Origin of the sequence: Pantoea deleyi (genome assembly GCF_022647325.1) — a bacterium.
Classification (GTDB): domain Bacteria; phylum Pseudomonadota; class Gammaproteobacteria; order Enterobacterales; family Enterobacteriaceae; genus Pantoea; species Pantoea deleyi.
The window spans coordinates 1756941-1779092 of the sequence record NZ_CP071405.1; the positions used below are offsets into that span (position 1 = coordinate 1756941).

The following is a 22152-nucleotide window of genomic DNA, read 5'->3' on the forward strand; positions in this document are numbered from 1 at the left end:
GAGGGCTGACCTTCCGCATCGCTCACCGCAAAGCGGGTAATACATTTACAGGAGAGAGTATGCTGGAACTTCGTCCCAACTGTGAACGCTGCGACGGCGATCTGCCGCCATCCTCGCTGGCGGCCCATATCTGCTCGTTTGAATGCACCTTCTGCGAGACCTGTGCTGAACAGCTGGCGCACCGTTGCCCCAACTGTGGCGGCGAACTGGTGCGTCGCCCGGTGCGTCCGGCGGAGAAGCTGGCCTCATTCCCGGCGAAAGCGCGGAGCTGAGGAAGGCGAGACAGTCTGCTGCGTCGGGCGCACTCACCCGTCAGCAGGGTGCCAGAGGCGCAACGATACACTATTGCGTGACACCGTCACGTTTTACGGGCCGGTGTGGCGGGCAGGGAACGACCGCCCGGCCCGCCGCGCCTGCCCGTCACCGGAAATCTGCGCCTGCCTTGTCCACGTCCGGCAGGCCAGCCGGTTCTGTTGTGCGACTAGCGGAACAGGCGTCCGTCGCGCACCAGCTCCCGTGGATAGCTGTTCTTGATCCGGTTGCCCACTTTCTTCGCCAGCCCCAGCGGCTGCTGCTGATAGGTCACAATCATCTCATTGCAGTCGGGGGACCGCTCCGGATAGATATCCCGGCCGCGATACCACTCTTCCGCCTCTGCCGCCGTAAGTTCAAAGCGCCGGGCGGGGTCAGGCTGCGCCAGTGCCACCACCGCCTCATGCTGCCAGCGATAGCCTTTGGCAAAGGTCTCTGCCAGCTTCAGGCCGATGCGTGAGAAGCGGACCTTACCCAGCATCGGCGTGACGGCGTGCGGGAACAGCCAGATCTCCTTATCACGCTGCCACAGCGTCAGCGACGCATCCCATTTCAGGGAGACCGCGGCGGCGGCGGCGATAATCTCACTTTCCTGTTTGCGGCTGATATGGGAAAAGGGCAGTTTGCCGACCTTGTAGCCCGGCGCGGGCAGCGGCGCGACCGACGCCGTTTTACGCAGGCGGGCGACGAAGAAGCCTTCGCTGTCGAAAATCTGCGGAAAGACATGCAGATAGCCTTCCGGCGTCGCGGCCTGCTCCGCGCCCGCAAACAGGCCATCAAGAGGCAGAACTTCAGCCGCGCCCGGATAGCGCTGCAGCAGCCAGGCGATCACTTGCTGATTTTCTATCTGATTCAGGGTGCAGGTGGAGTAGACCAGTGTGCCACCCGGTTTAAGGGCATGGAACGCGCTGTCGAGCAGGTCGCGCTGCGTCGCGGCGATCGCTTCCGTGCTGGCCAGCGTCCAGTTTTTCAGCGCATCGGCATCTTTGCGGATCACCCCTTCGCCGGAACAGGGCGCATCCAGCAGGATGGCGTCAAACTGTTCCGGCAGCGCCGGGCCAAACACCCGCGCGTCAAAGTGGGTCAGCGCACTGTTGCTGACGCCGCAGCGGCTGATGTTGGCGTGCAGGACTTTCACCCGGCTGGAGGAGAACTCATTCGCCAGGATCACCCCCTGATTATTCATCCGCGCAGCAATCTGGGTGGTTTTCGAACCCGGTGCGGCGGCCATATCCATTACGGCGCTGACCTCGGGCTGCGCATCGAACAGCGCGGTTACCGGCAGCATGGAGCTGGCTTCCTGAATGTAGAACAGGCCGCTGAGATGCTCAGCCACGCTGCCCAGCGGCAGGCTCTCATCGTCCCGGCTGATCCAGAATCCCTCTTCACACCACGGCACCGGCGTCAGCTGCCAGCCGTAGTCAGCCGTCAGCGCCAGGAAATCAGGCACGCTGATCTTCAGGGTGTTGACGCGCAGGCTGCGGCGCAGCGGTTGCTGGCTGATGGCAATAAACTGCCCGAAGCTCGCCTCATCGGGCAGGCTCTGACGCATTAATGAGAGAAAATCGGCGGGGAAACGCGAAGAAGCATCTGACACGGGCACATTCCAGTTAAGGCAAAGGCGGCAGTGTATCACGCGAAAAGCAAACGGGCAGCCTGGCTGCCCGTCTGAGAGTGAATGATGTGAAGGCTCAGGGAGCCTGCGCCTTACGCAAAGACGCCCTTCCTGGCAGGCTCAGCGCGGGCCGTCCATGGCCCGCGATCCCGCGTCAGTTAACGCGGAGACGGAATCGCCGTTCCCCAGTTACGCCACTCTTTCGGCGCTTCATCCTGCAGCAGGAAGTGCTTATCCGGGGTCGCCTGCGGCGCCAGCGGCACCGTCGGCGGCGTCGCAAACTGGATGCCGCCACGGATAAACTGCTGGAAGGTGCCGGTTTTCACCACGCCGCCCACCAGGCCGAAGTCGAGGTTATAGCCGGACGCCAGCCAGAACACCGAGTTATTACGCACCAGATGCTGATACTTCTTGCTGATGCGCAGGGCGATCTGTACGCGGTCCGCCATATTTCCCAGCGAGGTGCCGGTCACGGTGCCCACTTCCACCCCGCGGAACAGCACCGGCGTACCCAGCGACAGGGAGCCTGCCTCGGTGGCATCCACATAGATATTCAGGCCGTTCAGGTAACGCGAATCGGTAATCGTGCTCTCCTGCAGCTCGAACGTGCGCGCGGCGCTGCCTTTACCCGGATCAACGTTGACGTAAGGCTGCAGCAGCGTCTCCAGATGGTTGACGCCAGTCGCAGAGATCTCCGGCGACACCACCGAGAAGCGGCTGCCCAGACGGGCAAAGTCGTTGACGTACTCAGGGTAGAGCACCGCTTTCGCCACCACCTGATTGTTATCTTTGCTCAATGACAGCGACTCGACCTGGCCGACGTTAATCCCCAGATAGCGAATCGGCATCCCCGCAGAGAGCTTGCTGGCGTCATACGTGTGCAGCGTAATCTGACTGCCGACCGCGCGGGCCGCCGTTTCAGAGGAGTAGAGCACCCGTTTGGCCCCTTTAACTGACTGCGCACCACTCATGTTGTCGAAGCTGATCGCGCCTTTCAACGCCCGGTTCAGCGGAGACGCCTGCACGGTCAGGCCGCTGCCGTTCAGGCTGACGCGCGCGCCGCCCTCAGCCCAGAAGACGCTTTCGCTGGTGAGCAGCTTGCGATACTCCGGCTTGATGTGTACGGCGATATCGAAGGCGTCGGCGCGCGGCGTCACTTTCACGATCTCGCCGACCTGATATTTGCGGTAGAGCACCACCGAACCGGCCTGTACATCCGGCAGGCTGTTCGCCGTCAGCATCAGCGTGGTAGACGGGCCGTCGCCGGTAATACCTTCATCCGCTTTTTCCGCGTCGGCATACAGCGGATAGGCACTTTTCGGTTCGCCTTTTTTGCCCGGCTCCAGCCGGATGCCACCATCGACCCACTCACGGGCGCTGGCGCCTAACACCTGCATCCCATCCAGACCAAACTTCACATCGAGGCGGCTGTTAACGATGAATTTACTGTCGCCGTGCACCAGGTTGCGATTCTCCGGGTTAACCGCCACCACAAAATTGACGCCATTTTCATCCAGCGAACGCGACATCACCTGGCCGATCTGCATGCCGTGCAGCATCAGCGGCTGGCCCTGGTCGATGCCATAGCTCTCCGGTGCGCTGAGCCTGACCGTCAGCACATTCGGCTGCTGCAGCAGGGTTTCATTCGACGCCAGCACGGTGAAGTGCTGCTGCGGTTCGCCTTCGCCCGGCACCAGTTCCAGCGTATTGCCGGTCAGCAGCGCGCTGAGGCTGGTGTCGGTCAGGCTGATTTTCGGGCTGTGCATCTCAATCCGGGTGCCACTGCGCATCAGGCCAACGACCGAAGGATCGATGGTCAGTTCGCCGGTGACCTTACCGCCATCCTGCAGGTTGAGTCGGGTCAGCGTACCGACCTCCAGCCCCTGATAGATCAGCGGCGTGCTGCCCGCTTTCAGGTTCTTGCCGTCCGGCAGGTCCAGGGTGATCAGTACACCGCGCTGGCTGTGTGCGAGGTCGGGGTAGAGCCGGTAGTGCTGCTCCGCCTTCGCCGCCTGCGCACCCTCTGGCGAGTCAAAGGCGATAGCGCCATTGACCAGCGCCGCCAGGCTCTCCAGCTGAACCTTCGCGCCGCTCAGGCTGACGTCGGCGTTGACGCCCGACACGTTCCAGAAGCGGCTGCTGGTTTTCACCAGATTGACAAAACGACGGTCGATCAGCACATCGATCGCCACCCCGTCACTCTTGCTGTTGATGTTGTAGTCATAGACCCGGCCCACCGGAATTTTACGGTAGTAGACCAGCGACCCGGTGTTGAGCGAGCCCAGATCGGGCGCATGCAGATGGATCAGCAGTTCGCCGGTATTGACCCGGTATTTAGGCTGCGTATCCAGCGCGGTAAAGGCTTCGCTGGGTTTGCCTTTGCCCGGCATCATCCCGATGTAGTTACCGCCCACCAGCGCATCCAGCCCCGACACCCCCGCCAGGGAGGCTTTCGGCGTCACCAGCCAGAACTGCGTATCTTCACGCAGCGCATCGCGCATGTCGCTTTTGATGCTCGCTTTGATCTGGATGCTGCGATAGTCGTCGCTGAGATTAATGCCCTGCACGGTGCCCACTTCCACGCCCTGATAACGAATCGGGGTGCGGCCCGGCACGATCCCATCCGCCGTCTGGAAATTAATGGTGATGGTGGTGCCGCGCTCCTGGTAATTGGTCCAGAGCAGCCAGCCGGCGATCAGCATCGCAATAATCGGCAGCAGCCAGAAGGGCGAAACTTTACGCTTGTTGCGCAGCGTGGCGTTAGTCGGTGTAGTCGGCGTTTCCTGTTGCATGTGCATCCCAGAGCAGGCGGCTGTCCAGCCACTCAACAGACATAATGGTCAGGATGACGGCCGCGCCAAAAAACAGCGCCGCCGGTCCCATGGTAAAAGCCAGCAGCTGGTCACGGTTGACCAGCGACATGGTTAATGAAATGACAAACAGATCGAGCATCGACCAGCGGCCCACCCAGGTCACGAACCGCAGTAACAGGATGCGGGTTCTGAGCCCCTGTTCACAGCGAAAGTGAATGCTGAGCAGCAGCGTCAGCATCACCAGCACCTTGGTAAAGGGCACCAGAATACTGGCGATAAACACAATCGCGGCCACCGGCACATTGCCTTCCCCCAGCGACAGGATGCCGGAGAAGATCGTATCCTCGCGGCGCGACCCGTTCACGTAGACCACCGAGATGGGCATCAGGTTGGCGGGGATCAGCAACACAATCGACGCAATCAGCGCGGCCCAGGATTTTTGCAGGCTGTGCCGACGCCGGAAGTCGAGCGGGGTATGGCAGCGCGGACAGCGGCCACGCGCGTCGGGCAGGCCGGTGTTGTGGCAGTTCAGGCAGACCTGCATCGCGTCGCGGGCCATATTCCCCGGCCGCTGCGGGTAGAAATGCTCCCACAGCTGCTCCATATTCAGGTGGATCAGCGTCAGCACGCTCAGCACCGTCAGGGCAATGTAGGCCGCCAGCCCGTAGCCAATCTCCAGCGAAGCATAGTCCTGGACTTTAATGGACGCCACGGCGATACCGATCAGATAGATATCGAGCATCACCCACTCTTTGAGCTTCTCCAGCATCAGCAGCACGGGCCGCAGGTTCATCCCCAGGCGCTGCCCGATGCCGAGATAACAGATGCCGGCCACCAGCGTGACCGGCGCGCCGATGGTGCAGAACGCCACCATTGAGGCGGTCAGCACATCGCCCTGCTGGGTCATCTGGATAACGCCCTCCAGCACGCTGGCGTTGATGCGCATCCCGAGCAGCCGGATATCGACCAGCGGCATCGAGAAGGCGAAGGGCATTAATACAATCATGGTCGCGGCCATCGCCATCAGGCGGGTCATGGACCAGTCGCGACCGCTGAGAATTTCGGCATTGCAGCGCGGGCAATAGGCCGACTGATGCGATTTCACATCCGGTAAGGAAAAAAGGGTATCGCATTGCGGACAACGCTGATAACGTGCGTGAGGCAATGTCTGGCTGATAGCGTGAATTTTCATAGGGTGAGGCAGTTTTCGCTCTTCAGAAGTAACTATTATTGGTCGTCAGGACATTGTCTGTGTGCCTGTCTCGGGCTTCACGCTTCGATCCACAGAATGCTAAGGGTATAGCAACTAACGCTATGATTCACCTTGTGGCTCTGGATATTTAAAACTTATTTTTAACGAACGGTCTCAGTCACTCCGTTCAGATGTCATTGGTAACGGTTAAATAATGAACAAAACTGCCTTTTACGCCGATTTGAATCGCGATATGCGCGCCTTGCTGGCGGGAGAAACGGCGTTCCTCGCCGCAATGGGAAACTTCAGTGCGCTGCTGTACGAACGTCTCGAAGGCGTGAACTGGGCAGGTTTCTACCTGCTGACGGAAGCCGATACGCTGGTGCTGGGCCCGTTCCAGGGCAAAATCGCCTGTGTCCGTATTCCGGTCGGTAAAGGGGTGTGTGGTACGGCGCTGGCAGAAGAGAAAGTGCAACGCGTGGACGATGTGCATGCTTTCCCGGGCCACATCGCCTGTGACGCGGCCAGCAATGCTGAGATTGTGATTCCTCTGAAAGTGAATGGCACTGTGGTTGGGGTGCTGGACATTGACAGCGTGGTGTTCAATCGCTTTGACAGCGAAGACGAATCGGGCCTGGTCACACTGACTGATGGGCTTTGTGAAGTGCTTGCGAACAGCGACTTAGAAAAATATCTGCAGCTGACACGCAGCTAATCGACTGGATCACATGGCATTTAGCGATGTTGTCATTATAATGTCGCCTGTTCATGCCTGCGCTGGTCGGCAAACCCGTTGTAATCAGGAAATTTCATGGAAAATCAACCTAAGTTGAATAGCAGTAAAGAAGTTATCACGTTTCTGGCGGAGCGCTTTCCGCACTGCTTTAGCGCTGAAGGTGAAGCGCGTCCGCTCAAAATCGGTATCTTTCAGGATCTGGTCGAGCGTGTTCAGGGCGAAATGGGTCTGAGCAAAACACAGCTGCGTTCTGCGCTGCGTCTCTATACGTCTAGCTGGCGTTACCTGTACGGCATCAAAGCCGGTGCAATTCGTGTCGATCTCGACGGCAACGCCTGCGGCGTGCTGGATGAGCAGCACGTTGAGCATGCACGCAAGCAGCTTGAAGAAGCCAAAGCGCGTGTTCAGGCGCAGCGCGATCAGCAGCGTGCCGCCCGTCGCGAAGCTGGCGAGAGCGAAGAGGGCGCGGCACCGCGTCGTCCACGCAAGCCGGCCGCCCGTAAGCCTGCAGAAGGCGATGCACCGCGTAAACCGCGTCCTCAGAACACGGCACCGCGTGCGACCGCCTCACAACATCGCAAGCCCGCTCCGCGTCCGGAGCAGGAAGCTAAACCCATCACTGATACCTCAACTTTGCAACCCGGCCAGAGTATTAAAGTTAAAGCAGGCAAAAGTGCGATGGACGCTACCGTTCTGGAAGTATCGAAAGACGGCGTTCGGGTCCAGCTCGCTTCCGGCATGGCAATGATTGTGCGCGCAGAACATTTGCAGTTCTGAAACGGAGGCTAATCCCGGCATGAACACCCTTTTAAAAGTTGGACTTATTGCGGGCCTGCTGTTAGCAGGCCCCACTTTCGGCGCGGAGAACATCACGCGCGCCGATCAGATCCCCCAGCTTCATGAAGACCCGCAGGACCCCACGGTCAGTGAGCGCGTAACCTCGCGCTTCACCCGTTCCCACTACCGTCAGTTCGACCTGGATCAGAACTTTTCAGCGAAGATTTTCGATCGCTACCTGAACATGCTCGACTACAGCCATAACGTGCTGCTGGCATCGGACGTGGCGCAGTTTGCCAGTAAAAAGGGCACCGTCGGCGATGAGCTGCGCAGCGGCAAGCTGGACCTTTTTTACGATCTCTACAATCTGGCGCAGAAACGCCGTTTCGAGCGCTATCAGTACGCGCTGACGGTGCTGGCTCGCCCGATGAATTTCAGCGGCAATGACACTATCGACATTGATCGCGCAAAAGCCCCGTGGCCGAAAGATGAAGCGGAACTCAACGCCCTCTGGGATGCCAAGGTGAAATATGACCAGCTGAGTCTGAAGCTGGCGGGTAAAGACGATAAGGAGATCCGCGACGTTCTGACCAAGCGTTACAACTTCGCCATCCGTCGTCTGGCCCAGAGCAACGGTGAAGACGTTTTCCAGCTGGTGATGAACGCCTTCGCCCGCGAAATCGATCCGCACACCAGCTATCTGTCGCCGCGTAACACCGAGCAGTTCAATACCGAAATGAGCCTCTCTCTGGAGGGGATCGGTGCCGTGCTGCAGATGGACGATGACTACACCGTCATCAACTCAATGGTCGCAGGCGGCCCGGCCGCGAAAAGCAAAGCCATCACCGTAGGCGATCGCATCGTCGGCGTGGGGCAGCCCGGCAAGCCGATGGAAGATGTGATCGGCTGGCGTCTGGATGATGTGGTCGCCAAAATCAAAGGGCCAAAGGGCAGCAAAGTGCGCCTTGAGATCCTGCCAGCCGGTAAGGGCACCAAAACCCGTACCGTAACGCTGACGCGCGAGAAGATCCGTCTGGAAGATCGCGCGGTGAAAATGAGCGTTAAAAACGTCGGCAAGCAGAAAGTCGGCGTGCTGGATATCCCCGGCTTCTATGTCGGTCTGACCGATGACGTGAAAGTGCAGCTGCAGAAACTACAGAAGCAGAACGTCGACAGCGTGGTGATCGATCTGCGTACCAACGGCGGTGGCGCACTGACTGAAGCCGTGTCACTTTCCGGCCTGTTTATTCCAAGTGGCCCGGTGGTGCAGGTTCGCGACAACAACGGTCGCGTGCGTGAAGACAGCGACAACGACGGCGTGGTTTATTACAAAGGTCCGCTGGTGGTGCTGGTCGATCGCTTCAGCGCCTCGGCCTCTGAGATCTTCGCAGCCGCGATGCAGGATTATGGCCGTGCGGTGATCGTCGGTGAACCGACCTTTGGTAAAGGCACCGTGCAGCAGTATCGCTCGCTGAATCGCATCTACGATCAGATGCTGCGTCCGGAATGGCCGGCGTTAGGCTCCGTCTCCTACACCATCCAGAAGTTCTACCGCATCAACGGCGGCAGCACCCAGCGTAAAGGCGTCACGCCCGATCTGCTGATGCCAACCGGCGTGGAAGCGGCGGAAACCGGTGAGAAATTTGAGGATAACGCGCTGCCGTGGGACAGCATCAAAGCTGCAACCTACGTCAAAACCGGTGATATCAAACCGCTGGTTGCGCAGCTGACGAAGCAGCACGCCGATCGTATCGCTCAGGATCGCGAGTTCCAGTACATCATGAAGGACATTGCACGTTTCAATGCCCTGAAGGATAAACGCAACATCGTGTCGCTGAACCTGGCGCAGCGCGAGAAAGAGAATCGCGAAGATGATGCGTCACGTCTGGAACGTATCAACGCGCGCTACCAGGCCGAAGGCAAAAAACCGCTGAAAAACCTGGATGAGCTGCCGAAAGATTACAAAGAGCCCGATCCTTACCTCGATGAGACGGTGAAGATCGCCAACGATCTTGCGCAGCTGGAGAAAGCCCAGCCAGAGGCGCCGGCGGCGAAATAATCCGCTGTTGTCCGGAAAAGCACCGCTCAGCGGTGCTTTTTTTTGCGTCCGAAAACCGTTCCTGTCGCCCCGGTTCAGCGTGCTGAAAGCCGCCGGAATGCCAGGCCCGGTTTCAGACGTGTCAGAATGTAAAGTTATGTCTTTTTAGGCACTTAAACGTTAAGGTTGCTTGAAAACCAGCCCAATGCTCATAGGATATGGATCCGCGTATAGGCGCGTGAACTACTGAGGAAGATTAACCAAAATGATGCGTATTGCTCTTTTCCTGATGACCAACCTGGCTGTGATGTTGGTATTCGGGCTGATTCTCAGCCTGACAGGGATCCAGTCAAGCAGTGTTCAGGGCCTGATGATTATGGCAGGCCTGTTTGGCTTCGGCGGTGCGTTTGTTTCACTGCTGATGTCGAAGTGGATGGCGCTGCGATCGGTTGGTGGTGAAGTGATTGAACAGCCACGCAACGAAACCGAGCGCTGGCTGATGGACACCATTGGCCGTCAGGCTCAGCAGGCGGGCATTGCGATGCCGCAGGTGGCGATTTATCACGCCCCGGACATCAACGCCTTTGCCACGGGCGCGCGGCGTAACGCGTCGCTGGTTGCTGTCTCGACCGGTCTGCTGCAGAACATGAGCCGCGACGAAGCGGAAGCGGTGCTGGCGCATGAAGTGTCGCACATCGCCAACGGCGACATGATCACCATGACGCTGATTCAGGGTGTGGTAAACACCTTCGTGATTTTCGTGTCACGTATTCTGGCGCAGATCGCGGCGGGCTTTATGTCCGGCAACCGCGATGATGAGGAGAGCAGCAACGGTAACCCGCTGGTCTACTTTGCGGTATCAATGGTGCTGGAACTGGTGTTTGGTATTCTCGCCAGCATCATCACCATGTGGTTCTCCCGTCACCGTGAGTTCCACGCCGACGCCGGTTCAGCGAAGCTGGTGGGACGCGAGAAGATGATTGCGGCCCTGCAGCGCCTGAAAACCAGCTACGAACCGCAGGAGCCGAGCAGCATGATGGCGTTCTGTATCAACGGCAAAGGGAAATCCTTCAGCGAGCTGTTTATGTCGCACCCGCCGCTGGACAAACGTATCGAAGCCCTGCGCAGCGGTCAGTATCTGAAATAGCGTTAAGCCACCTAAAAAAAGGCGACCTCCGGGTCGCCTTTTCTGTTTATTCGCCCTGATCCCGATCACCCTCTGCTGAGCGAGCAGGAAAGGGAGCGGCGCAGATGAACCCGTTTACAGGGACACCGCCGGGATGCGGCGCCCCATCGTGCGGGCCGGTCGTCTGGGATGACGGGCCCGCACGATCGCTCCGGACGGTCTGAGCAGTCCGCGCCTGACAGCGCGGGTCAGCACGCGGTCAGAAGCCAGGTGTTACGCTCACGCGCGACTTTGTGTCATGCGCGACACGCTCACCAGTGCCGCGACGGCGGCAAAACTGCCCGCCAGCAGCAGTGACGCATGCGTTCCCTGTTCATCGAACAGATTGAACATTAACGCAACCAGCGCCGCGCCCATACTCTGTCCGAGCAGGCGTGCGGTGCCCAGCATACCGCTGGCCCCGCCGCTGCGATGGCGCGGGGCCGAGGTGACAATCGTATGGTTATTAGGGGACTGGAACAGCCCGAATCCGGCGCCGCACAGCATCATGCGCCAGATGATATCGCCATCCGCCGGATCCGCCGGCAGCCAGGCGAGCAGGAACAGCCCCAGGGCGAACATGGCCAGACCGATGCCGCCCAGCAGCCCGGCGTGGAAGCGTTCAATCAGCCGGCCTGCAATCGGCGCAAACACCATCGTTGCCAGCGGCCAGGGCGTCAGCAGCAACCCCGTCGCCACTTCACTGCGCTGCAGAACGTTCTGCAGGAAGAAGGGCAGGGAGACCATCGCCAGCATCTGTGCGCAGAAGGAGCAGACCGAGGTGCCCATCGACAGGCTGAAAATCGGGATGCGCAGCAGATCCACCGGCAACAGCGGCACCGCCATGTTCAGCTGACGCCGGATAAAGAACCAGCCGATCACCAGCAGCGCCACGACTTCCGTCAGCACCAGCAGATGACGCTGACCCTGGGCAAACCCGCTCAGGGCAGAGATGATTAGCCCGAAGAACAGGGCGTTCATGATGGCGCTGGGCACGTCGAACTTCTGGGTGGTCGTCTTCTGCGGGTTATCCGGCAGGGTGCGCAGCGCCAGCCAGAGCGCCACGGCGCCCAGCGGCACGTTAATCAGAAACAGCCATTTCCAGCTCGCCACCGACAGAATAGCAGCCGCCACCGTCGGCCCGGCCGCGGTGGAGACGGCCACGACCAGCGAGTTGATTGCCATGCCGCGCCCCAGATAGCGCTGCGGATAGATAATGCGTATCAGCGCCGTATTCACACTCATCAGCGCCGCGCCGCCCAGCCCCTGCAGCACGCGGGCGAAGGTCAGCATCGTCAGTGAAGTCGAGAAGGCGCAGAACAGCGAGGTGACGATAAACAGCGCCAGGCCCGCCTGATAGACGCGACGGTAACCGAGCATGTCGCCGAGAAACGAGAGCGACAGCAGTGAGACAATAATGGCTATCTGATAAGCATTCACAATCCAGATCGACTGCGCCGGGCTGGCGTTAAGCTCACGCGAAATCGTCGGCAGCGCGACGTTGGCAATCGCGCCATCCAGCACGGCCATCGTCAGGCCGAGGGCGATGGTGACAATCGCCTTGTAGCGCTGCGCCGTGGGTAAGCCATCCTGCGGGGGAGAGAGGGTCATAAGTTAACTACTAAAGAGGGTGAATATCATCATGCTAATGAAGTTAGCCGGGAAATGCAGCGATGTGGTAAATAAAAACTGTCTTAAAATATGACTTAATGGTTAAAGGATTGCTGCCCTGCGGGGCCTCGCTCTATACTGACGGTCCGTTCCATTTTTTTTGAAACAGCTTAACAAGGTGCGTGATGTCCTCTGCTGAAAATGATAAACAGCCCGATTCAGTCTCTTCGGTTCTCAAAGTGTTTGGCATTCTGCAGGCGCTGGGTGAAGAGCGCGATCACGGTATCACCGAGCTTGCGCAGCGTGTGATGATGTCCAAAAGTACCGTCTATCGTTTTCTGCAGACCATGAAGTCGCTGGGTTACGTGACGCAGGAAGGCGAGAGCGAAAAGTACTCCCTGACGCTGAAGCTGTTTGAACTGGGCGCGAAGGCGCTACAGAACGTCGATTTAATCCGCAGCGCCGATGTGCAGATGCGTGAGCTGTCGCGCCTGACCCGAGAGACCATTCATCTGGGTGCGCTGGAAGAGGACAGCATTGTCTATATCCACAAAATCGACTCCCTCTACAATCTGCGCATGTATTCGCGCATTGGCCGCCGTAACCCGCTGCACACCACCGCCATCGGCAAGGTGCTGCTGGCCTGGCGCGACCGCAGCGAAGTGGATGAGATCCTGCGGGACGTGGAGTTCAGACGCAGCACCGCCAATACCCTGTTGAGCGCCGAGGCGTTGCTTGCAGTGCTGGATCAGGTCAGGGTGCAGGGCTATGGCGAAGACAATGAAGAGCAGGAAGAGGGATTACGCTGCCTCGCCGTGCCGGTATTTGACCGCTTTGGCGTGGTGATTGCCGGGCTCAGTATCTCGTTTCCCACCATCCGGTTTTCAGAGGATGCCCGTCAGGACTATGTCAGCATGCTGCACCGGGCGGCGCGCACGCTCTCCGCAGAGATGGGCTATCACGACTACCCGTTCTGAAGAAAAGCGGGCCATCCGGCCCGCTCATCATTAATTGTCGATCACCTCTCCGCTTTTCTTCAGCAGCGGACAATCTGTCACCCCGACCACGCCACTGTCAGTGTGCAGGTACTGGGCGCTGATCACGCCGCGCGCGGTGAGATAACTGCATTGCAGGCCGAGCCCGGCCGCGTTCTTCGTACTGCCGGTCAGTACGCCGTAGCCGGTAAACAGCATCGCCAGCCAGATCACCGCCAGCAGGCCTATCGCGCGAATAAACAGTTTCATGAAGTCTCCTTGTGAAAGATAGCTCAGCGCCGCACAGGGTGCCGCCGGGTATAATGATATCAGCATGCCCGGCTTTTCTGGCGGAATCGATCAGAGATAACTGAAACGGCAAATTCTGCATTCCTCTTCGCCCCATTATCTTTTGCAGTGCCGACAGGTAGAATAGGCGGCTGTGACGTTCTGGCATTTTCACTTAGTTTTATGAGGCAGTTATGAATGAGTTAGCCGCAAATTCGGGATCGCTGGTCAGTTATGGCCTGCTGGTCATCATGGTGATTGTGGCGTTTATCGCCTGGTTCTTTGTTAACCGGGCCAGCGTGCGCGCCGGTGAACAGATCCGGTTACTGGAGTCGCTGCTGGAAGAGCAGAAGAAACAGAACCAGCTGCTGCGTCGGCTGATTGAGATGCAGCCCGGTGCGGAGATGAAAAAAACCGAAGACGAAGAGGATAAGCGCGACTTTATCCGGTTAATCCCGGAACGTTAATCACAGCAGGGAGGCGGGATGGCCTGGAAAAATCCGTGGTACGACAGCAGCAAAGCGCATCATACGCCTCAGGGTTTTACCAATCCTGAACCGGATCTGCGGCAGCCGGGCGATCTCAGGCGCTGGCGCCGCGAACGCAAAGCCGGGGGATTGCCGCTGCCGCCCCGTCAGGGCTATGCGGCTTTTACCGGCGAGTGGTGGCAGCCGGCCGATCTCAGCGGCAGTGACGATCGTCTGTGGTGGCTCGGCCATGCCGCGGTGCTGCTGCGCCTGAACCAGCGCTATATCCTGATCGATCCGGTGCTCTCCTCGCGCGCCTCGCCGCTGCCGTTTGCCGGGCCGCAGCGAAAAACGCCTGCACCGCTCAGCATCGCCGATCTGCCACAGCTGGACCTGGTGCTGATTTCGCACAATCACTACGACCACCTCGACCGATCGACGGTGAAGGCGATAGTCCGCCGGTTTCCGCAGGCGACCTTTGTTGTGCCGCTGGGGCTGGCGAAGTGGTGCAGGGCGCGCGGTGTCAGCAAGGTGCATCAGCTCGACTGGTGGCAGTCGATCACGCTCGGCGACCTTCACATCGATGCCGTACCGGCGCGGCACTGGAGTATGCGGACGCCCCGTGACCGCAACCGCTCACTCTGGTGCGGCTGGGTAGTGCGCTCAGCCGCCTGCCGTTTCTGGTTCTCCGGCGACAGCGGCTACAGCGACAGCCTTGCTGAGATTATCGCCCGGCTGGGGCCGTTCACGCTGGCGGCGCTGCCGATTGGTGCCTATGCGCCGCGCTGGTTCATGGCCGGACAGCACATGGATCCGGATCAGGCGGTGGCGCTGTGGCAGAAGGCGGGCAGGCCGCTGACGCTGCCCATCCACTGGGGTGTTTTCGAGCTGGCCGACGAGTCGCTGGATGCGCCTCCGCAGGAACTGGCACAGGCGCTGAGCCGGGCAAATGAGCGCAACGGCGGCTTTGCCCCGTGGCGAATAGGCGAAAGCCGCGGTCTGAATATCGCCTCCCAGGAATCGTCCTAAAGCCTGCCGGATAAATAAAAGCCAGCATTTTTTTATCCGGCGTCAATTTTTTCAAATCGAAAGTTAAATTCTTAATAAGTAAAATGGTTGCCGTTGCTTTTATTTGGCGCAGCGCTTATGTATGGCTCCTGCTTTTGGTGCAAAAAAAGTGTTATCTGTACGAAATAAGAGACGCTGTACAGGATTGGCGGCCGATTTCACATAACGCCGGTTGATGCCGCTTCGCTTATTCATTCTGCTTCTGCCATATTTATGCAATATTAATTTCTTATGGTATCCATCAGGTTAGCGCCGTAAACGCTGTGCGAAAATGGGGGCTGGCCGCGCCGGGGCGTTATTCGCGCCGCCTGTTGTCCCCCTCCCTGATCAGGCAGTGTGAGCCTTTCGTCAATTGTGTGCGCAGCCTCGCTGAGGCATTAAAAATGGCTTGCCATTATTTTTGGGATATGTGATAACAATTCGTGGGTTAAACGAGGTACAGTTCTGTTTATGCATGGCATCTTCAGTAAAGAAGTACGAGTAAAGACGTTGACGTTGAATACCGCTTCCTTGCCGAACCTTAATTAGTGCCTCATGCAGTAATGTCTCTGGTTTTTCTGTAAGACAGCCTTCGGGCTTAATAAACATCTAAAGGAATTTGCAAAATGGCAAAGATTAAAGGTCAGGTTAAGTGGTTCAACGAGTCTAAAGGTTTTGGCTTCATCACCCCTGCAGACGGCAGCAAAGACGTGTTCGTACACTTCTCTGCAATCCAGGGCAATGGTTTCAAAACCCTGGCTGAAGGCCAGAGCGTTGAGTTTGAAATTCAGGATGGCCAGAAAGGCCCGGCAGCTGTTAACGTCACTGCTATCTGATTCGATGCCAGCCCGGTGCATCGCACCCTGACCTGGAATTTTAAAGCCCTGGCTGCATAGCCGGGGCTTTCTTTATGCTTCCGATGCGTAAACGATAAGGTTACACTGCGCCGCGTTATCTGATGCCGGAGCACCTTATGTCCCTGATTTGCCCTCTTTGTCACGCCGCTCTCACCCTGAATGCACGCAGCTGGGGCTGCGAAAATCGCCATCAGTTCGATCAGGCGAAGGAAGGGTATGTCAATCTGCTGCCCGTTCAGCATAAACGCTCGCGGGAACCGGGTGACAGTGCAGAGATGATGCAGGCGAGACGGGCGTTTCTTGAGGCGGGCTATTACCAGCCGCTGCGGGATCAGGTTGTCTCGCTGCTTGCCCCCGTGCTGCAGCAGCCTGGGTGCCGCGTGCTGGACATCGGCTGCGGGGAAGGATACTACACCGCCGCGCTGGCCGACGCCGCCGGTGAAGCGGCAGAGATCTACGGGCTGGATGTCGCCAGAACGGCGATCCGCCTGGCGGCAAAGCGCTATCCGGCGGTGCGTTTCTGCGTCGCCTCCAGCCAGCGCTTACCCTTTGCTGATGGGTCGCTGGATGCGGTGGTGCGAATTTATGCGCCCTGCAATGAAGCTGAGCTGGCGCGCGTGCTGAAGCCGGGCGGGTGGGTGCTGACCGTCACGCCCGGCCCGCACCATTTGCAGCAGTTCAAAGCGCTGATTTATCGCGAAGTGCAGCTGCATGTGCCGGAGCAGAAATCCTATCCCGGCTTCCACCCGCTGGCACAGCATGCGCTGCGCTACCCGATGGCGCTGACGGGCACGGCTGCGACGACCCTGCTGCAGATGACGCCGTTCGCCTGGCGTGCGCGTGAAGCGGTCTGGCAGACCCTGCAACAGCGTGAGCAGTTCAGCTGCGATGCGGACTTCAGCCTGACACTCTGGCAGCGCGACTAACGCGCCTCCACCAGCGTATGATAGATGCGCTCCAGATCGTCGAGCTGCTGTACCGCAATCAGCAGCCGGCGCTGCTCCAGCTGCACCACCAGAATGCCATCCTCAGAAAGATTCATGCCCTGAATCCGCCGGTAATCGACCCAGACACCGGCGTAAAACAGCCCCGTGTTCTTCATCAGTAGCGTGGGTCTGCGCAGCCAGAAGAGCCAGAACGCCAGAAAACTCAGCACCATCAGCAGCGAGGTGGTGAGCGGCGACCCCTGATGGCTGAGGTTGTTCCAGAGCAGGATCAGCAGCAGCCCGATAAAAATCAGGCTGTCGATTTTATGCTGTCGCCGCAGCGTCACCCGTAACCGGGTCGGGCCGCGACGGCGGGGCAGGATCGCCTCATCATAAATGGCAAACAGCAGCAGGGCGGCGATACAGAGCGCGATCAGCGCATCGGTTAACGACATGGCAGCGGCCTCAGACAGGGTGAGATCAGCCGGGAATGGCCCGGCTCATCCTGTTAGCCACCGGGCGTCGGCCCGCCCGGCGGCGTGCGGTTACAGACCGAGCAGGCCGATCCAGTAGCCGAAGATACCGATGGCGAAGAAGCCGACGATAATCCACAGCGCATTCACTTTACGGCGCAACAGCCACATGCAGCCAAAAGTGAGCAGCAGCGGCACGATGCCCGGCATCAGCTGATCGAGAATCGACTGCACCGTGGTGACGGTGGTTTTACCGGTTGAGTCGGTGATGCGTGACACCACCAGCGGGATATTGACGTGGGTCCACTTGTTGACCAGCGCCCCCATCACAAACAGCCCCAGAATCGAGGCGCCCTCCGTGAGTTTCTGCAGGAAACCGCCGCCCATGTCGCTGACGATATCGATCCCTTTGCGGTAGCCATAGGCCACGCCGTAGTAGCGGGTCAGCAGGCGCGCCAGGTTGAACAGCACAAAGAACAGCAGCGGGCCGAGCAGGCTGCCGCTCATGGCGATGCCGGCGCCCAGTGCGGCAAAGACCGGCCGTACCGTGCCCCAGAAGATGGGATCGCCCACCCCGGCCAGCGGCCCCATCAGCCCGACCTTCAGGCCGTTAATCGCCCCATCGTCGATGGCGGCGCCGTTGGCTCGCTGCTCCTCCATCGCCATCGTGACGCCCAGCACCGGCGCGGCCACATAAGGGTGCGTGTTAAAGAACTCCAGATGACGCTTGATCGCCTGCTTACGCGCCTCATTATTCTCAGGATAGAGACGGCGGATCACCGGCACCATCGAGAAGCAGAAGCCCAGCGCCTGCATACGTTCAAAGTTCCATGAACCCTGGAACAGGTTAGAGCGCAGAAAGACGGCGCGGACATCGCCGGGAGTCAGTTTCTTTTCGACCTTAGTTATATCGACCATGTGCTCACCTGTTCCTTAATCGAGTTCGTTATCGAGATCGTTCGGGGTCGCGGCAGCGGCAGGTGCACCCGCCGCACGGTTATATTTCGGGCTGAGCTGGATATAGAGCACCGCCATTACCACGCCAATCACGCCCAGCGCCACCAGGTTAAAGCTGGTGAAGGCTGCGGTCACAAAGCCCAGATAGAAGAAGGGCATCAGGTAGCCCGCGCGCATCATGTTGATCACCATCGCGTAACCCACCACCACAATCATGCCGCCGGCGATATTCAGCCCGTTGGTCACCACTTCCGGGATTGAACTGAGCAGGGCGTGCACCGCACTGGTGCCGACAGAAATCGCCACGATGAGTGCCGGGATGGCGATACGCATCGCCTGCAGCAGCAGGGCAGAGACATGGATCCAGGAGATAGCCGTGAGATTACCTTTTTCTGCCGCTTTGTCCGCGGCGTGCTGGAAGGCGACGGTCAGCGTTCGCACGATAATCGTCAGCACCTGCCCGGCGGCGGCGAGCGGGATCGCCAGCGCGATACCGGCTCCGACGCTCTGACCGCCCGCGATGACCAGAATGGTCGAGATAATTGAGGCGAGGGCGGCATCGGGCGCGACGGCGGCGCCGATGTTCATCCAGCCCAGCGCGATCATCTCCAGCGTCCCGCCGATAATGATGCCGGTTTTCATATCCCCCAGCACGATACCGATCAGGGTGCAGGCGACCAGCGGACGGTGAAACTGGAACTCATCCAGGATCGATCCCATCCCGGCAATACAGGCAACGATAAAAATCAAAATAATCTGTAGCGAGGTTATTTCCATCATACTGGCTCTCCTCAGCAGGATAACGATCATGCACCCTTAAACGCAGGCGCAGACGGGTGGAGGTTACGCGTTCACTTTCGCAATTAAATCCATCATCTTAAGTTTCTGGTCGCTGGAAACTTTGCGGACTTCCAGCTCGATATGGCGTTCATTGAGTTTGCGGAAGGCGGCGATATCTTTTTCATCGACCGAAACCGCGTTATTGACCTGCGTTTTTCCCTGGCGGAACGCCATCCCGCCGATGTTAACGGACTTAATCTCAACCCCCTGTTCCACCACCCGCACGACATCGGTCGGATTGGTAAAGAGCAGCATGACGCGATCCTGACCATACTTTGGGTTATTCCACACCCGCACCATCTTATCGACATCCACCACATGCGCCGTGACGCCCGGCGGAGCGACCTGGGTCAGCAGGGTCTTGCGGACGTGATCGTTAGCCACCTCATCGCTGACGACGATAATGCGCTGCACGTTGGTCTCTTTGGTCCAGCGCGTCGCCACCTGTCCATGGATCAGGCGGTCGTCGATTCGCGCCAGACCGATTTTCATATGATCGCCCGGCCCCATTGGTTGCACCGGTGGCGCGGCCACGGCCGGCCTGACGCTGGCGGGTGCGGGGGCAGGAGCGGTGTCGGTGGCTTTCAGGGCTTTTACCCCCTCACGGCCGGTTTCGACTGCCACGGCGACCAGCGCCTCAAACGTGGGGTTATCGTCACGCGCCATCAGCGTTTCGACCAGCATCGGGATATTGACCCCGGCGACCACCTCATACCGGGGCCGGTCGACCACTATCCGGCTGGCCGCGTTAAACGGACTGCCGCCCCAGGTATCGACCAGAAACATCACCCCCTGGCCGGTATCGAGTTCTGCCAGCCGTGACGCATATTTTTCAATCAGCGTGTCTGCATTTTCTCCGGGCACAAAATCTATCCAGGCGACATTCTCCTGCTCGCCCAACAGCATTTCTGCTGTTTTCAGCAGTTGTTCCGCGGCCCAGCCGTGTGTACCAATCACAATTGCAATGGTCACCTGCTACCTCCGTTTGCTAGAGATGCTCATCTCAGGGGATGAACGGTTTTGAATTTTGCTCTGATTATCGGTTTAACCGGATGTCTCAACGTTCAGGTAAAGCGTCGAAAAAAAAGGGGAATACGATGGTAAAAGTCATGAAGTCGGGATTTATTTTAGTGAGCGAAAAAATAAATGATGTGATGCCTGTCTGTTATTTACCCGCTTGCGGCATCTGCATGCCTCTTGATGCACCTGATTCGCGCGGCAGCAGATTGTAAAAATGAGAAAATTTTTTGACGCCGTTTTCCGAACTGATACATTAGCCTTCTGTTTATTACTCAGGAGTAACGGGCTTCAGCCCACCCTTATGGATCGTCACCGACGTCGCTTAATCTGTTCTTTGCGCCTGCTGGCGCGTCACCTCTCGCCTGACGGCGTTTTCCACGTTTTCCCGACTATCCGGATGTCACGCTTTGCTGCGCTGATACGCCTCGGCTCGTCTGGTCCCCTGTTCTGGAGTCATAAATAATGGAATTTTTATTCGACCCCTCAATCTGGGCGGGTTTACTGACGCTGGTGGTGCTGGAAATTGTTCTCGGCATCGACAACCTGGTCTTTATCGCCATTCTGGCTGACAAGCTGCCGCCAAAGCAGCGCGATAAAGCGCGCCTGATCGGTCTGTCGCTGGCGCTGGTGATGCGTCTGGGCCTGCTGTCTTTAATCTCCTGGATGGTGACGCTGACGACACCGCTGTTCAGCGTAGGCGGTTTCAGCTTCGCAGGCCGCGATCTGATCCTGCTGGCCGGTGGACTGTTCCTGCTGTTCAAGGCGACGATGGAGCTGCATGAGCGGCTGGAAAACCGTCAGCTCGACGGTTCCGGCAATCGCGGCTACGCCAGTTTCTGGGCGGTCGTTACGCAGATCGTGGTGCTGGACGCCGTCTTCTCGCTGGACGCCGTGATCACCGCCGTGGGGATGGTGAACCATCTGCCGGTGATGATGACCGCCGTTGTGATTGCGATGGGTGTGATGCTGCTGGCGTCAAAGCCGTTAACCAACTTCGTTAACGCGCATCCGACCGTGGTGGTGCTCTGCCTGAGCTTCCTGCTGATGATCGGTCTGTCGCTGGTGGCAGAAGGCTTTGGTTTCCATATTCCGAAAGGTTACCTCTACGCGGCCATCGGCTTCTCGATCCTGATCGAGCTGTTCAACCAGATTGCCCGCCGTAACTTTATCCGTCATCAGTCGAATCGCCCGATGCGTGAGCGCACCGCCGAAGCGATTCTGCGCCTGATGGGTGGCCGCAACCGCGCCCAGACCGCCAGCAACAATAACGGCGGATCCAGCGAAGAGGTGGCGCTGGCGGAAGCCATGCCGCAGGAGGCGTTTAAGGACGAAGAGCGCTATATGATTAACGGCGTCCTGACGCTGGCGTCGCGCTCAATTCGCAGCATCATGACGCCGCGCGGTGAAATCTCCTGGGTCGACGCGAACCGTCCGGTCGATGAGATCCGCATGCAGCTGCTCGATACGCCACACAGCCTGTTCCCGGTCTGCCGGGGCGAGCTGGACGAGATCGTCGGCGTGGTTCGTGCCAAAGAGCTGCTGGTGGCGCTGGATCACGGGGTGGATGTGGCGACCTTCGCGGCCAGCACGCCGACCATCGTGGTGCCGGAAACCCTGGACCCGATCAACCTGCTCGGCGTGCTGCGTCGCGCACGGGGCAGTTTCGTCATCGTCACCAACGAGTTTGGCGTGGTGCAGGGTCTGATTACCCCGCTGGACGTGCTGGAGGCGATTGCCGGTGAATTCCCGGATGAGGATGAAACGCCGGATATCATCGCAGACGGCGACGGCTGGCTGGTGAAAGGCGGCACGGATCTGCACTCGCTGCAGCAGCTGCTCGATTTCCATGAGCTGGTCGATCCGGCCGAAGATCACGCCTCACTGGCGGGCCTGCTGATTGCCCAGAAAGGGCAACTGCCGCTGCCGGGCGACGTTATTGACATCACGCCGCTGCACTTCCAGATCATCGAGGCGACCGACTACCGTATCGATCTGGTGCGTGTCACCAAAGATAAGCCACACGATGAGGATGAAGAGGGGTAAT

20 protein-coding genes are annotated in these 22152 nt (G+C 58.9%); 11 read left to right on the top strand and 9 right to left on the bottom strand.

What is annotated here, in order from left to right; translation table 11 throughout:
* The first annotated feature begins 59 nt into the window (after nt 1-59).
* Nucleotides 60-272 (top strand): DUF1272 domain-containing protein, encoded by a 213-nt coding sequence (locus J1C59_RS08245; RefSeq protein ID WP_128083885.1) that lies wholly within the window; start codon nt 60-62, stop codon nt 270-272.
* A 209-nt stretch (nt 273-481) separates the two neighbouring features.
* On the opposite strand, the gene rsmF is transcribed toward J1C59_RS08245, so the two are convergent.
* The 3 genes from rsmF to yebS all read right to left on the bottom strand — a co-directional run bounded on the left by rsmF (nt 482) and on the right by yebS (nt 5932).
* On the bottom strand, nt 482-1909 hold the full coding sequence (gene rsmF, locus J1C59_RS08250; protein ID WP_208721872.1) for a 16S rRNA (cytosine(1407)-C(5))-methyltransferase RsmF: 1428 nt from the start codon (nt 1907-1909) through the stop codon (nt 482-484).
* Between the two features lie 176 nt (nt 1910-2085).
* On the bottom strand, nt 2086-4719 hold the full coding sequence (locus J1C59_RS08255) for a PqiB family protein (protein WP_128083887.1): 2634 nt from the start codon (nt 4717-4719) through the stop codon (nt 2086-2088).
* Nucleotides 4688-5932: a membrane integrity lipid transport subunit YebS gene (yebS, locus tag J1C59_RS08260; RefSeq protein WP_140917265.1), complete on the bottom strand. Its 1245-nt coding sequence runs from the start codon at nt 5930-5932 to the stop codon at nt 4688-4690. The genes J1C59_RS08255 and yebS overlap by 32 nt, the downstream gene beginning before the upstream one ends.
* A 214-nt stretch (nt 5933-6146) precedes the next feature.
* On the opposite strand from yebS, the gene J1C59_RS08265 reads away from it, so the two are divergent.
* From J1C59_RS08265 to htpX, 4 genes are all read left to right on the top strand, one after another.
* Nucleotides 6147-6647 (top strand): GAF domain-containing protein, encoded by a 501-nt coding sequence (locus J1C59_RS08265; protein ID WP_128083888.1) that lies wholly within the window; start codon nt 6147-6149, stop codon nt 6645-6647.
* A 96-nt stretch (nt 6648-6743) separates the two neighbouring features.
* Nucleotides 6744-7445 (top strand): RNA chaperone ProQ, encoded by a 702-nt coding sequence (gene proQ, locus J1C59_RS08270; protein WP_111138850.1) that lies wholly within the window; start codon nt 6744-6746, stop codon nt 7443-7445.
* Nucleotides 7446-7464: 19 nt separating this feature from the next.
* Nucleotides 7465-9504, top strand: a complete 2040-nt coding sequence (gene prc / locus J1C59_RS08275) for a carboxy terminal-processing peptidase (RefSeq protein WP_128083889.1) — start codon at nt 7465-7467, stop codon at nt 9502-9504.
* Nucleotides 9505-9748: 244 nt separating this feature from the next.
* Nucleotides 9749-10630: a protease HtpX gene (gene htpX / locus J1C59_RS08280; RefSeq protein WP_128083890.1), complete on the top strand. Its 882-nt coding sequence runs from the start codon at nt 9749-9751 to the stop codon at nt 10628-10630.
* A gap of 258 nt (nt 10631-10888) precedes the next feature.
* Here the strand turns inward: htpX and J1C59_RS08285 are convergent, their stop codons facing one another.
* The gene (locus J1C59_RS08285; RefSeq protein ID WP_128083891.1) at nt 10889-12259 is read right to left on the bottom strand and encodes an MFS transporter; all 1371 of its coding nucleotides are present in this window, start codon (nt 12257-12259) and stop codon (nt 10889-10891) included.
* 185 nt (nt 12260-12444) lie between these two features.
* Between J1C59_RS08285 and kdgR the strand changes: the two genes are divergently transcribed.
* Nucleotides 12445-13236, top strand: a complete 792-nt coding sequence (kdgR, locus tag J1C59_RS08290) for a DNA-binding transcriptional regulator KdgR (RefSeq protein WP_128083892.1) — start codon at nt 12445-12447, stop codon at nt 13234-13236.
* 30 nt (nt 13237-13266) lie between these two features.
* On the opposite strand, the gene J1C59_RS08295 is transcribed toward kdgR, so the two are convergent.
* The gene (locus tag J1C59_RS08295; RefSeq protein WP_128083893.1) at nt 13267-13503 is read right to left on the bottom strand and encodes a YobH family protein; all 237 of its coding nucleotides are present in this window, start codon (nt 13501-13503) and stop codon (nt 13267-13269) included.
* Between the two features lie 212 nt (nt 13504-13715).
* Between J1C59_RS08295 and J1C59_RS08300 the strand changes: the two genes are divergently transcribed.
* From J1C59_RS08300 to rlmA, 4 genes are all read left to right on the top strand, one after another.
* On the top strand, nt 13716-13988 hold the full coding sequence (locus J1C59_RS08300) for a YebO family protein (protein WP_128083894.1): 273 nt from the start codon (nt 13716-13718) through the stop codon (nt 13986-13988).
* A gap of 18 nt (nt 13989-14006) precedes the next feature.
* Nucleotides 14007-15017 carry an MBL fold metallo-hydrolase gene (locus J1C59_RS08305; protein ID WP_140917264.1) on the top strand — a complete coding sequence of 337 codons (1011 nt, stop codon included), beginning with the start codon at nt 14007-14009 and terminating at the stop codon, nt 15015-15017.
* 644 nt (nt 15018-15661) lie between these two features.
* On the top strand, nt 15662-15871 hold the full coding sequence (gene cspE, locus J1C59_RS08315) for a transcription antiterminator/RNA stability regulator CspE (protein WP_003852684.1): 210 nt from the start codon (nt 15662-15664) through the stop codon (nt 15869-15871).
* Between the two features lie 137 nt (nt 15872-16008).
* Nucleotides 16009-16818 (top strand): 23S rRNA (guanine(745)-N(1))-methyltransferase, encoded by an 810-nt coding sequence (gene rlmA / locus J1C59_RS08320; protein WP_128083895.1) that lies wholly within the window; start codon nt 16009-16011, stop codon nt 16816-16818.
* Here the strand turns inward: rlmA and J1C59_RS08325 are convergent.
* From J1C59_RS08325 to manX, 4 genes are all read right to left on the bottom strand, one after another.
* Entirely contained in the window at nt 16815-17273 is a 459-nt protein-coding gene (locus J1C59_RS08325; RefSeq protein ID WP_128083896.1) for a DUF986 family protein, read from the bottom strand. The genes rlmA and J1C59_RS08325 overlap by 4 nt on opposite strands.
* Before the next feature lie 90 nt (nt 17274-17363).
* Nucleotides 17364-18209 carry a PTS mannose transporter subunit IID gene (locus tag J1C59_RS08330; RefSeq protein ID WP_111138860.1) on the bottom strand — a complete coding sequence of 282 codons (846 nt, stop codon included), beginning with the start codon at nt 18207-18209 and terminating at the stop codon, nt 17364-17366.
* A gap of 15 nt (nt 18210-18224) precedes the next feature.
* Nucleotides 18225-19025 carry a PTS mannose/fructose/sorbose transporter subunit IIC gene (locus tag J1C59_RS08335; RefSeq protein WP_111138889.1) on the bottom strand — a complete coding sequence of 267 codons (801 nt, stop codon included), beginning with the start codon at nt 19023-19025 and terminating at the stop codon, nt 18225-18227.
* Nucleotides 19026-19091: 66 nt separating this feature from the next.
* A complete protein-coding gene (gene manX / locus J1C59_RS08340) occupies nt 19092-20060 on the bottom strand; it encodes a PTS mannose transporter subunit IIAB (RefSeq protein WP_128083897.1) in 969 nt (322 codons plus the stop codon).
* Between the two features lie 510 nt (nt 20061-20570).
* Here manX and J1C59_RS08345 point away from each other — a divergent pair.
* Nucleotides 20571-22151 carry a TerC family protein gene (locus J1C59_RS08345; protein WP_128083898.1) on the top strand — a complete coding sequence of 527 codons (1581 nt, stop codon included), beginning with the start codon at nt 20571-20573 and terminating at the stop codon, nt 22149-22151.
* The last annotated feature ends 1 nt before the right edge of the window (nt 22152 follow it).

Coding starts and splice junctions, on each gene's coding strand:
- J1C59_RS08245 (WP_128083885.1), top strand. CDS start 60: ATGCTGGAACTTCGTCCCAACTGTGAACGCTGCGACGGCGATCTGCCG.
- J1C59_RS08255 (WP_128083887.1), bottom strand. CDS start 4,719: ATGCAACAGGAAACGCCGACTACACCGACTAACGCCACGCTGCGCAAC.
- yebS (WP_140917265.1), bottom strand. CDS start 5,932: ATGAAAATTCACGCTATCAGCCAGACATTGCCTCACGCACGTTATCAG.
- J1C59_RS08265 (WP_128083888.1), top strand. CDS start 6,147: ATGAACAAAACTGCCTTTTACGCCGATTTGAATCGCGATATGCGCGCC.
- proQ (WP_111138850.1), top strand. CDS start 6,744: ATGGAAAATCAACCTAAGTTGAATAGCAGTAAAGAAGTTATCACGTTT.
- prc (WP_128083889.1), top strand. CDS start 7,465: ATGAACACCCTTTTAAAAGTTGGACTTATTGCGGGCCTGCTGTTAGCA.
- htpX (WP_128083890.1), top strand. CDS start 9,749: ATGATGCGTATTGCTCTTTTCCTGATGACCAACCTGGCTGTGATGTTG.
- J1C59_RS08285 (WP_128083891.1), bottom strand. CDS start 12,259: ATGACCCTCTCTCCCCCGCAGGATGGCTTACCCACGGCGCAGCGCTAC.
- kdgR (WP_128083892.1), top strand. CDS start 12,445: ATGTCCTCTGCTGAAAATGATAAACAGCCCGATTCAGTCTCTTCGGTT.
- J1C59_RS08295 (WP_128083893.1), bottom strand. CDS start 13,503: ATGAAACTGTTTATTCGCGCGATAGGCCTGCTGGCGGTGATCTGGCTG.
- J1C59_RS08300 (WP_128083894.1), top strand. CDS start 13,716: ATGAATGAGTTAGCCGCAAATTCGGGATCGCTGGTCAGTTATGGCCTG.
- J1C59_RS08305 (WP_140917264.1), top strand. CDS start 14,007: ATGGCCTGGAAAAATCCGTGGTACGACAGCAGCAAAGCGCATCATACG.
- cspE (WP_003852684.1), top strand. CDS start 15,662: ATGGCAAAGATTAAAGGTCAGGTTAAGTGGTTCAACGAGTCTAAAGGT.
- rlmA (WP_128083895.1), top strand. CDS start 16,009: ATGTCCCTGATTTGCCCTCTTTGTCACGCCGCTCTCACCCTGAATGCA.
- J1C59_RS08325 (WP_128083896.1), bottom strand. CDS start 17,273: ATGTCGTTAACCGATGCGCTGATCGCGCTCTGTATCGCCGCCCTGCTG.
- J1C59_RS08330 (WP_111138860.1), bottom strand. CDS start 18,209: ATGGTCGATATAACTAAGGTCGAAAAGAAACTGACTCCCGGCGATGTC.
- J1C59_RS08335 (WP_111138889.1), bottom strand. CDS start 19,025: ATGGAAATAACCTCGCTACAGATTATTTTGATTTTTATCGTTGCCTGT.
- J1C59_RS08345 (WP_128083898.1), top strand. CDS start 20,571: ATGGAATTTTTATTCGACCCCTCAATCTGGGCGGGTTTACTGACGCTG.